Genomic DNA, 12,125 nt, shown 5'->3' with positions numbered 1-12,125 from the left:
TCAATGCGCACAGGGAAATACATTACTAAATATGATTACATTGGTTATTATACAAAGCAAAAAGCAATGTGGTTTTTCACTAATGCTGAGATTAAAGCTAAAATCGACTTATTGTTAAAAAATGTTAGTTCTTATGATTTTGAGGATTTAGATGATGAAGAAGAACATGATTATGAAATTGATGCATATGAAATTTATAAGGAACAAACTGATTTTCTTTCACAATTAGAAATTAATAAAAATATAGATGTGGACAATCCTAAAATTGCTGAAGGTATTTTATTAGATAAAGCATCACAAGAAGATATTAAAAAAACTTATCATTACATTAAGAAAATTATTAATTTCGAAACTGATCCTTTATTTAAAAACAAATCATTAGAAGAGCTTGCTAATTTAACTTTAGAATTAATTGATAAAAATGATAAAATCATTTTTTTTCAACCTGTTTTTATTAATGATAAATTAATTACTAAACCCGATTGTTTTATCAAAAAGAACGATGAATTTATTGTTATCGAAACAAAAGGGACAAGTTCAATTAAAAAACACCATATTTTAGATGTATTTTACCAAGCACAAGTTATCTCAAAACACCCTTATTTTATAAATAAATGTATAAGTTATCAAATGTGCATTGTTGATTATGTTAAATTAAAAAAAAATCAAGTAAATTTTACAATTTCTCCTTATTATAATTATCAAAAAAGCGTAGTTTTATCTTTACCACCAAGTGCTGCAAATCAATTTAATAAATTTGAAATTAATGAATTAAAACGTAAACGTAAGCGTGGAGAAGCAATTTATTTAAAAAAAGACGAAAATAAAAAATATTATGAAGATATTGATGCTTATGATCATTGTAAAGGTATTTTAATAGATGATTTAATCGATGGAACCTATAGTAGCATAAATGATTATAAGGAAGCCAAAAAAATTTATGATTACAAAACAGAAGATTTAAAAGATGATGTACGTTTTAATAAAACCATGGATGAATTAATTAAAGGCATTGAAAAATTACACAATGATTTTGATGAAGTAATCAGCGAATTATTAGTTCATAAACAAAATTTATTAGCTTTGCCTATCGAACAAAGAATTCCTAACTATTTTATACCATCATATAATGATAAGGGTGACTATAAGGATAATGATTTTTGATTAGAATTAAGAAATTTATACGCATATAGCGGATATGATGTTATTAAATATAGTGGAAAAATTTTAACAATTAAAAAATTTGGTTTAGATAATGTTACTAAAGATATATTAGGGATTGATATTTTAAAAACATATGCTAATCAAACCTTTTTTAATTTATATAAAAATAATCAAATAAAGATCTATCAAGCTGCTGTTGATTTATTTGCTAAATTGAAATCAAAAAAGGTTTATTTTGATTTTGAATCAATTAATTCAGCAATTCGCGCTGTTGATAATTCGTTTCCTTTTACCCAAACTGTTACACAAAATTCTATTATTATTGATGATGGAAGTTGTGATATTAAAAATTTAAAATGCACTAATATGATTATTGATCCACGTGAAATTAATAATGAATGGTTTAAAGCAATTATTGATAAAATTCACCAGGGATTAGAATATTCATATATTGTATACAACAAATCTTTTGAAGCTTCGCGTCTTAAAGAAATGGCTGAATTCATTAATGAAGAAATATATGAATTAAAGGTTAGCGAAATAATTAAAAACATGTATGATTTAGCTGATTTTTTTATAGTTTCAATGGGAAAGCAATTAATTGTAATTCCTGAATTAAAAGGTTTTTATTCAATTAAAAAAGTCTTACCAATTATTGAAAAAGAATTTCCACAAATTTATCACGATGTTAATTGTTTAAACTACAAAGAACTAAGTGTGGGTAATGGTTTGGTTTGTCAAACAAAAACAACAAAACGTTTTTTCAATACAATTACTGATCTAGAATGAGAACAATTTGTACATGACGCTCGTATTTATTGCGAAAATGATGTCCGTGCTATGATTGCTGTTGAATATTTTATTAAAAAACTTATTGATGAAGCTAAAATGAAAAATTTAATTTTAAGTTAATATAAAAAACTCTAGTGTTATTTTAAAGATACTAACTAGAGTTTTTTATATTAATTATTTTTTATTATTTGTTTCTGTAAGTGACAAAGGAATGTAATTTGTATTTAAATTTGTTTGTGTTTTTTCATCAATAGCAGTCATATTTTCTTTAATTTTTTTAATTAATTCGGCATTAGTTGTATTGTTTTTTATATCCAATGCTTTCAATAAATTGGGAATTAATTTATGGCTGAACATTACATTGTTAATATGATATTTTTGTTCTTTATCTAAATTAAATACCTTAGTAAACACTAATTTTGGTGATTTTAAAACTTCTGATTTTTTAAAGTTAATATATGAAAAGTTTTTAGGATTTTCTTTGCTAGTGTTTCAATCTTTTGGATATTCAGCAATTTCTAAACGCATTACTACAGGATCTTCAACTATTTTATCAGTTTCAATTGGCATTTTTGTTTTTTCATCTATTACTGGTTTACCATTACTATCTTTCTTATATTCTTTAAATACAACATCTTTTAATAATGTTGATCAGTCAAAGCCATTGTATAAATTAAATGTTGCAGTAACTGTTTTGTCTTTTATTACATCTTTATCTTCTTTAACAATACGGATTTTATTAGATTCAATTTCCACTGATGGCTCTAAATCATGCTCTTCAAACAAATTGCTTATTGAACCATAAAATTCATTAATAAAACTTGGATCATAATGAACTTTATCATTTACTTTTGTTGCTTTCATGATTGTTGTAAAGTAATCTTTAAATAATTCTAAAGCTTTATTTTTAGTTTCATTATTATCTTCTGCTAGCAATCAACGTAATCCTAAAATAATTTTTTCATAAATTTGTTTATCTTCTAAATTAAGGTCGTTGCTTTCTAATTTTTGTGCTAAAAGATCAATTTCGTCTAAAAACTTTTGAACAAAACTATGATTTTTATAATCTAGTGTTTTATTATTTGGATTTAAATATTGATACTCATTACTAATATATTTTTCTAAATTAGATAATGTAATTTGTTTTACATAATCTTCATCTTTAATTGCTTTTTCATAATCAACAGCTTTAGTTTGTTTTTCTTCTTTTGGTTCTAATTTTTGATCAGGAACTTGTTCAAAAGTTACTGTTTGATAATTTAAATTATCATTATTTAAAACTAATGCTTCTGTTTTTAAAATATTTTTAGTTGGTACAACAAGTAATTTTTCATTTACTTCTGGTTTGCGTGGCAATTTAACGTAAATCTTACCTTCTTTTTGAACTCCTTTAACTTTAATATTTATTGGATTTTTACCATCTTTATCCAAAATAGAAACACCAAACTCAAGATTTTCTAATGACTTCTTTTCTTCATCTGTTAGTTTAGTATAATTTTCAATTTCATAAACAGCAAAATGGTTTTTTTGATCTTTTGTTTGTGCTAATTGCTTGCTTAACTTAGATTTAATATTTGTATTTGAACAAGAAGCTGCGAACGCAACTATACTTGTACTAATTGCAATCGCACTTAATGACATTGCTCAAAATTTTTTGTTTTTTAATAATTTCATTTATATATAATCTCCTAATAGATTAATTTTTGTTATTTAAATTATTCTAATTGTAAAAATTTAAAAAGAACATTGTATATTGTACATAAAACAATTTTATTTATATAATTTATTTTAAGACACATAAAAACTGTAAATGCATTAGCACATTTACTAATTTATTTTACAATTTTATTTAATTATTGTCAAAACAATATTATATAAATTTATCATTTTTGGAGTTAACTACTTCTATATATATATATATATATAAATTAAAGTTAATATAAATTATAATTTAAATTATCAAACAGTAACTTTTGAACAAGTTCCTAATCAAAACTCTACACCAGTACCAGAAAACCCATCAACACCAGAATCAACTAAAAAGGATGAAGTGATTGCAAATAAAATAACAATTAATAAAATTCAAAACGGCACTGCTACTATTGAAGTTACATTTAGTAAATTTAAATTAGCAGATGCTAATAAAAAAGATTTTGTTTTAGAAGTTAAAGATAGTGCTAATGATGACGCTTCTGCTATTAGTGCTACTGAATTAGTATTTGATGCAAATAAAAAAATACTTACAGGTAAATTAAATGGCTTAGCATCTAATATTAACTATAAAATATCAAAATTTACTTTAAATAATAATGAAATTAAATTTGATTTTAAACAAGAAGACCAACAAGAATTATTAAACCAATATATTCAACAAGCAGAATTAAATACAATAATTGATAAAGCTAATAAAAAAATTAACATTAAATTACAAAATTTTAGTATATTAAATTCTTTTCAAGATAATCAACCTGTATTAACATTTGATATTGAAATTAATAAAAAAGACGGAATAACACAAGTTGTCCATAAATCGTTAACAAAGAATCAATTATTAAATCCTAATGGTTTAGAAATTGATTTAAAAGATAAAATGAAAAATAATATTGATTATTGAACCTTGGCTTATGTTGTTTGGTTTCTAGCAATTTAGAAACGACAAGAATATTATAACAACATTTTTTTATTGTTGTCAATTTATTTTTGTCAATTTCTCTCACGCGTAATAAATTAAAATATAAACAAAATAAAAAATAAAAATATAATATATAATTCATAAATATACTTCATTATCATTCGTATATTTATTCTTATACATCATATTTATTATTTCTTATCTTATTTATATTTATTATATTTTTTTAAAAGACTACGATATCGTATATATACTTTAAAAGTCTTTTAAAAAAATGATATTAGTTATCATAAGAAAGTATCTTCATATACTTCTATTTCGTATTATCGCTTTTGCGATAATCCTCAATATGCGTATATTACGCTACTTCCTTACGATAACGTTTTAGATTGTACTATTGATTGATAAACTAAACGATGATCTAATTTAAATTTTATGTGCGATGTGGTTATAATTTTTGTATGATGAAAAGAAACGAACTAAAACAATTACAAGAACTGCAGTTAAAAATCAATGACTTTTACACTTTGGTTATGACTACTAAAAACCTAGATTTATGTAATTTGAGTGCTTTGCTTGAATTCTTAGGCATAAATTGGGGCGTGTGAGTTAATTTAAGCACGCAAAGAGACGAGTTTAACAAAAAAAGGTATGAATACATTACCAAGGCTAATTACGGCCTTAGAATGGCTTTAAATGAGTTGCTGGGACGAAACGCATCGTATGATAAAGAAATAAACAACCAAGGATTGCGTAAGTTTAGAACGCAAGAATATTTTAAACGTCTAGATTTTGAGTTAGCAAATGAGCAAAAAAGTACAGATATTGAAGATACAACAATAACGTTTGAAAAAGTTGATGATAATAACAAATTAACCATTAAAAAACTTATAAATGTGATATAATATTTATGACTAGAAAAAACGAACAAAGAGCAACGTTTTTTAGATATGTTAGATATCCTTTTAAAGCACCTGAATATTGCCGCTTACAAAAATAAGTCGTATGATAATAGCTACAAAGTTAGCTTTAAGAGCACGTTTGTCAAGTATCTGTGTGTGAAAATTATTTATTAGTCTTATCTCTTTGGTGATAAAAGCACGAGACATAACCAAAAGTAGGCCACATTATATTTTTAAAAGTTTTTACGTGGTAAGTGGTTATTATTAAAGCTACTTAAAATAATGTAATAGTTAAAACTTTATTTTAATAAAAAAAGGTTAGACTAATCGTTTTTAGTTTAACGCTTTTTGATATCGTTATGAGAATAAAACTAGATTTTATAGAATGTTTTGGTTTCTATAGTGATTTAGTTGAGTTTGTAGCCAAAAAGTTGCCAATACCATTTAATGAAATTAATTTATTAGGTGGACGAAGTAGTGGTAAGACTTTTGCGACATTAGATTTTTTGTCATCACTTGTTGCGATTAAACAGCAAAACGCAATATATGTTTTTCGTCAGAATATATCTGATGCGAAAAAAATTTTTAGCGACTATTTAAATTTTTTAGACCAAAAGCAATTATTAAAATTTGCTAAGATTAACCATTCAGAACGTACTGTTATTATTAATGGTTGAACTGTAATGTTTGAAGCATTAAATGAGACACGTAATAACATTAACAAAGGTGCTAAGGTTGGATTTCGTTTGTGAACGCAAGCACGTTATGTTTTTGCGTTTTTTGAAGAAGCGTCACAATTAGATTTTAATTTAGTTAAAAACTCACAGCAATCACTTAGGGGTACCAAAGATACGCAGGTCGTATCTATTTTTGCATCTAATCCTTGAACAAGTGAACACTGATATATTGAAAATTTTAATAATCATTTAGCAGAAAACGAATTCTCAATCCAACAAAAGCCATATTATGAATATAGCGTTGTAGATAAAAAATTATTTTTAAGAAGTACATATCGTGCGAATAAATTTACATCACAACAAGAAATTGAGCAGTTTGAATGATGAAAAGATATTGATTATTCTAAATATCGTGTAATTAGTTTGGGATTAAGTGGGAGTGTTGAAGGTGCTATTTATGCACGAAGTTTAAGCGTAATGCATGAACCATATGGCGAATATGATAATTATGCAATGCAGTTTTTTGGTGGTATGGACTGGGGAGATGGAACAAGTAGTTCATCATCAGATACTGCGTGCTTATTTGGTTCAATTTCAAAAGAAAATGGAATTGAGATTTTAGATGAAATGGTTTATAACAACAATGTTAATCCACTAACAAGCGAGCAACAAATTGAGTTAGTTGTGCGTTGGTTTATTAAAAAACAACAAGAAGTAAACGTTAAGATTGTAATTTATATTGATAATGCTCATTTGCGTTATTTTTATGAAACATTTAACGCTACATTTAAACGCATTGCGTTTCAATATAATATGTATGGTTCTGAACTTGTTTTTGCACCTGCTATTAAACACGCTATTTGAGACCGTGTTGTTTTAGTTAATTACATGCTTGCAAGTGGTAAATTGCGATTTAGTAAAAATGCGTGTCCAAAACTATATAAGGACTTAAAAAATTGCTACGTTGTTTTACCAAAAACCATTAAAGAAGATACTAAAAAAGAGCGTAGTCATGAGCATACGCATACGATTAATGCGTTGGAGTATTTAATGTGTGCGTTTCATTTATATTTTTATGCACAAGCACCTGCAATTAATGAAAAAGGAGCTATAAGATATGGCACTTAAAACTAATACAATTATTAAAAGTAAATGAAATCCATCTAATTTTGATATTAACATTGACATTAAAGAAATGATTGCACGAACTGCACAAGAAAGTACTGTTAATGATGTTATCTTAAAAACAAAAGATAATGTACCTTTGGAGTGGATGGAATTTATTGATAATATTAATGAAAACAACGAAATACTAAAACTAATTAAAGGTGATTGTCGTATTAAATCACTATATGGTATTAACTATGTTGGTTTTGAAATATATAACAATGATATTTTAATTTTTAATGCAGATATTAATAACGCTATGAACAAATCCATTAGGATTAATCAACAACAAGAGTATAGCAGTACTATTTATCGTAAAATTGCGTTAATGAAAGATAGTGAATATTTAAGTTTAAAAGAACTACACACACCATACGAAATTAAACGATTAATCTATAACTCAACTGGTGTATATAAAATTATTTTTAATGAATTTGAAGTTTCTACACCAATGTATTTTAAAGATATTTTTAAAAACAAAAACGTCGTACACAACTACGGCGTATTGTGCACAAAAGAGTTTTTAAATCGTTCATTTATTGACTTTGAAAATAAAATTAATGAGAAATTACCAGATTGATATCCAGTTAATGATTTAATCAATGATACTAATGCTTTATTAAACTTTATTAAAAAAGAACGTGAATTAAACAAAACACGAATCGTTGGATCAATTATTAATCACAATGACGCACAAACTTATCGTAATCAATGAATTGATGAAATACAGTACATGAGTTCAGATCTGATATTAAACACAAACACACCAGATAAAAACGCATTTGAAATTATGCAATCTACTTTTAACGAAAGTATTCACTTACAAGCCATTACTGAAAAATTAAATTTAATCTTTAAAGGTTGTGGTTATGTATGAAATATGGGCGATAGTTTAAGCTATCAAAATAGCGAAACAGCAACTAATTTAAATAAAGCAACTTTTGAAACGACAAAAATGAAAGTAGAACTATACACCAATGATTGAATAGATTTTTTTAAAAATATTGCGATTGCATGATTTAAAACAAAACGTTATGGTAACAAGCGTTTAAGCTCAATTGAACAAAAACAAGTTAATAAACTAATACGTCAAGAGTTTGATCAATATGTTGAATTTAAAATTATTAGTAATTTAATTAAAGATTACAACGATAATATGGAAAAAGTCATTAGTTTATATGGTGCTAATTTAATGCCACTTAATTTAGCTGTACAAAAATTATATCCAGAACTTACACCTACCGAACAAGATGAACTAGTAAAAGAATTAGAACATAAACAAAAACTAGAAAATGGAGAGTTTGAAAATGAGTAATATTTATTTAGATGAACTTGAAGGTTATAGTCAAAAAAATATTGAAGACAGCATTGATAGTTTAATTGAACCAAACCAAAAACCAATTCATTTATGTCCATTTAGAATACTAAAAGGTTTTATTAAAATTACAAACACCGGTGAACAATCATTATTAGTAAATGACAAAGATTTTAGCACTGTTTGAAATATTAAAGCAAGTAATGAGCCAATCATTGCGTATTGAGATAAATCATTTACGTATAACTTTAAAGGTAGTTTAAATTACATTAGTAAAGATTACGCACGTATTGATCCAAGTAATACAACGCTAAAAAACAACTTTAAACCTTATTATTTTCAAGCATGAGTACAAAATTATTCCCAAGCAAATAATGTATCTACAATTGTTTTTAATGATAAAGAACATACAGTTATTAAAACAATTACAACAGTTACTTTAATTGTTAAATATCCAAGTGTTTATGAAGATGAAATATACCAAAATGAACAAGGTAATTTAGTTAGTCATAAAGCAAAGTTTAAACAATGAACTACAGATATGTTAAAAGAATATTTATTCATTATTCCAGATGAACACGCACAAGCTAATCAATGATTAATGGTTAATGAAGTCATTCCTTTTTATTCAACAACATCAAAACGTTATGAAGGAGCACAAATTACACTAACAAACGTTAACGATTTACTAACATCATCTGGTAATGATATATTAGCAACAATTCAACCATGTCAACCTGGAGATGGTTATTTATGACCAGTAATTCAAAATGGTAAATTAACATATGATGAACGTAAAGAAAAACCGTTAGGAGTTAAAAGTATTCAATTATTAACTAATGGACCATATGCATTAAATAGTATGTTAATAACAGGACGAACTTATAATAATGACACACGAGAGTTAAGTGCTAATAAGCGATTATTACTATATAAAGCTAAAATACCAGTCGCATCTAAATTCTTTAATGTATCAGCACCAACAAGTAATTATGTATATTTATACAATGCGTTTTTTGAAATTGAAAAGATTTATAAAGACCAGTATGAAAAACAAAAAGATTTTACATTTGACCATAACGCTAATATTAAATTAAATGGTGGATTATTATTAAATCATAAATGAGACGCAAGCAATAACGCACTAAGTTATGAAGACAATCGTTATCCATTTAAATTATGAGATGAAGGTTTTAAAATACATGCGAGCTTTTTTAACTTTAAATTAGGTGGAACAGGAGCACAAAAGGGCGGATCATTAACTGAAAATGCAGAACAAAAAAAGCCGTTAGCTGATGCTGTTGTAACTGGTCAAGTTGCTGGTGAAGTTGTGAGTACAGTGTTTGAAAGTATTGGACGTAATGTTTCACAAGGATTTAATTTAAATAATTTAGGTTTATGGTCTTTTAATATGGGATTTGCTAAAACCAAAGCTGAACAAATAAAAGAAGCAACTAAAATTGGATTAAACAACATTACAATGCCACCTGGTACTAATTTGCATACGTTTTTAAATCACAATGCATTTATGTATGATTTGATTAAGTATTTACCATATTCATACAAGGAAACAATCCGTCAAAATCTTGGTGAATTAATAGATAATACACCACTTAGTTTAGGTAAAGTTAGACGTGGTATTGTAGATATTTTATATCCTGGTTGAACCAAAGTTGAAGACGCAACAGGTTATAACATGTCAAACATTTGATTAAATACACGTGGTTTTAATTTTATTGCACCATGTTTACCGCTTGAATTAGAAGTATCAAATAAACTAAAAGCGGATTTAATTAATTTAGATATTTTCACTAACAAACCAGCTAAAACATTTAGTCCACTTGGCATACCAGCCATTGCTTGTTGTTATCATTTTGATATAACTGATAGATTTGCTAAATTTGTAGATGATGAGCTAAAAGTATTTGATACTGAACTAATTGGACAAACAACATATCGTGATGGTACGTATATAAGAAAAGATAAAAAACCTTTATATTGAGATAGTTTCTGTGAAGCATTACCACCAAACACACCGCTTAGTTATGAACCAGCTGTTATTAATATAGCGTCTGGTAAACGTGAAGATGTTAATCGTGTTAAATATCCTTATGTAATTGATACGATTGATATTAAAGGCTTGGGTAAGTGTGATATTAAACTAACAGCTTTTAGTGGCTTTTATTCACCAGATGCACGATTAAAAGACGAATTTAAAAACGTGTACGAAGCGATTTTTGAAAGCAATGGAAAATATACTGATGATATGAGTCAATGAAGCAACTATATTAATTTTTCAACGCTTGATGAGATTAATTCAGTTGGAACTAAACTAAGTTATCCAAAGCCACCAGTTGAAACTGATTTTTTAAAAAATACTAAAACAAATAGTGATGATGGAGTTAATGCAAGTTTACAAACAATTAATGAAACATTATATAAAGTGGGCGATAATTCATTATTAAGTGCTACGCAATATAGAAAACCACGCTTTTATTTTTATGAACCAGACAGTTCTAAATTAGCAAATCTATTTGGTTATGGTTCATATACTAATAAACTAAATTATTTATTTGGTGGAAGTAATTTAAGTGATGTAATTGTTGCTAATAAAGTTATTGCTTATAGTTTTGTGTTTAAATGAGATTTTAATTATCGTGAATGGTTAAATTTAGGTTCAGTTAATAAAACAAAACGTAATTTAAAACTAACATTTGAGATTGAAAGTAATTGGATACAGAAAGGATGAACAAATCAGTTTAACGTTGATAATAGTTTTCAATCAGCTAATAACTTTGTTGGTTTTGAACTAACAAAAGATAATAAATTAAAATATGGTGGTAATTATGCAGTAGATTTAAACACACCAAATAAAAAATCAACAATTAGTACATTTAGTATTAAAGCTGATGTTTATGATTTACTAATTTCAAAACCAAACAATAGTTCAATACATATTAATTTAGGTGAAGTTGATGATAAATTAGAATTTAATCTTGTAGCTATTAATCAAGAATTTAGTGTTAATTCTGTTGTTGATAATAAAGAGAATATATCTGTTAGTGTTAAACCAAATGAAAACAAATATATTATCTTAACTAAAATTAATGAAAACACATTTAAAATTGAATTAAAAGATTATGAAAGTACAACAAAAGATATTGTTTATAGTATCGAGCCAACTAATCGTGTTAATTATCGTTTAGTTTCAAATTATTTACCAACTTATAAAATTGAAAAACCATTTGATTTAAGCGATGCTAATAAGGCAAATATTTATATTGATGATAGGGGTAATGAAAAAGAAATAAGTAAAAATAATAAACCAATTGATGAGTTTAAAGGCGAAGATAACGAACGACGTTTATTTAAAACAACACCATTTGATTTAAGCGATGTTATTAAAGAATTAGAGACAAATAACTGTATTAAATCAAAAACCATTAAATTAAAAACAATTGAATTAGTGGAGTAAA

At 25.9% G+C, this 12,125-nt stretch carries 7 protein-coding genes; 6 read left to right on the top strand and 1 reads right to left on the bottom strand.

The window, feature by feature from the left end; genetic code table 4:
• Nucleotides 1–3 precede the first annotated feature (3 nt).
• Entirely contained in the window at nucleotides 4–2,076 is a 2,073-nt protein-coding gene (locus tag UPA3_RS00910) for a DUF2779 domain-containing protein (RefSeq protein WP_006688829.1), read from the top strand.
• Nucleotides 2,077–2,130: 54 nt separating this feature from the next.
• On the opposite strand, the gene UPA3_RS00905 is transcribed toward UPA3_RS00910, so the two are convergent.
• A complete protein-coding gene (locus tag UPA3_RS00905; RefSeq protein WP_006688908.1) occupies nucleotides 2,131–3,630 on the bottom strand; it encodes an MBA family surface membrane protein in 1,500 nt (499 codons plus the stop codon).
• Nucleotides 3,631–4,006: 376 nt separating this feature from the next.
• On the opposite strand from UPA3_RS00905, the gene UPA3_RS00900 reads away from it, so the two are divergent.
• The 5 genes from UPA3_RS00900 (at nucleotide 4,007) to UPA3_RS00880 (ending at nucleotide 12,124) form a co-directional block, all read left to right on the top strand.
• Entirely contained in the window at nucleotides 4,007–4,606 is a 600-nt protein-coding gene (locus UPA3_RS00900; protein WP_010891701.1) for a DUF1410 domain-containing protein, read from the top strand.
• A gap of 443 nt (nucleotides 4,607–5,049) precedes the next feature.
• Complete coding sequence (locus tag UPA3_RS00895; RefSeq protein WP_010891700.1) at nucleotides 5,050–5,493, top strand: hypothetical protein; 444 nt, start codon at nucleotides 5,050–5,052, stop codon at nucleotides 5,491–5,493.
• A 356-nt stretch (nucleotides 5,494–5,849) separates the two neighbouring features.
• Nucleotides 5,850–7,295: a PBSX family phage terminase large subunit gene (locus UPA3_RS00890; RefSeq protein ID WP_004026493.1), complete on the top strand. Its 1,446-nt coding sequence runs from the start codon at nucleotides 5,850–5,852 to the stop codon at nucleotides 7,293–7,295.
• Nucleotides 7,285–8,649, top strand: coding sequence for a hypothetical protein (locus UPA3_RS00885; protein WP_004026231.1), 1,365 nt, complete (start codon nucleotides 7,285–7,287; stop codon nucleotides 8,647–8,649). The genes UPA3_RS00890 and UPA3_RS00885 overlap by 11 nt, the downstream gene beginning before the upstream one ends.
• On the top strand, nucleotides 8,642–12,124 hold the full coding sequence (locus tag UPA3_RS00880) for a hypothetical protein (RefSeq protein WP_012316987.1): 3,483 nt from the start codon (nucleotides 8,642–8,644) through the stop codon (nucleotides 12,122–12,124). The genes UPA3_RS00885 and UPA3_RS00880 overlap by 8 nt, the downstream gene beginning before the upstream one ends.
• Nucleotide 12,125 lies beyond the last annotated feature (1 nt).

The sequence above is a fragment of the Ureaplasma parvum serovar 3 str. ATCC 27815 genome (genome assembly GCF_000019345.1).
Classification (GTDB): domain Bacteria; phylum Bacillota_I; class Bacilli_A; order Mycoplasmatales; family Mycoplasmoidaceae; genus Ureaplasma; species Ureaplasma parvum.
Note: the sequence above shows the minus strand (reverse complement) of the source record. Positions and strands in the feature narration are given on the sequence as shown.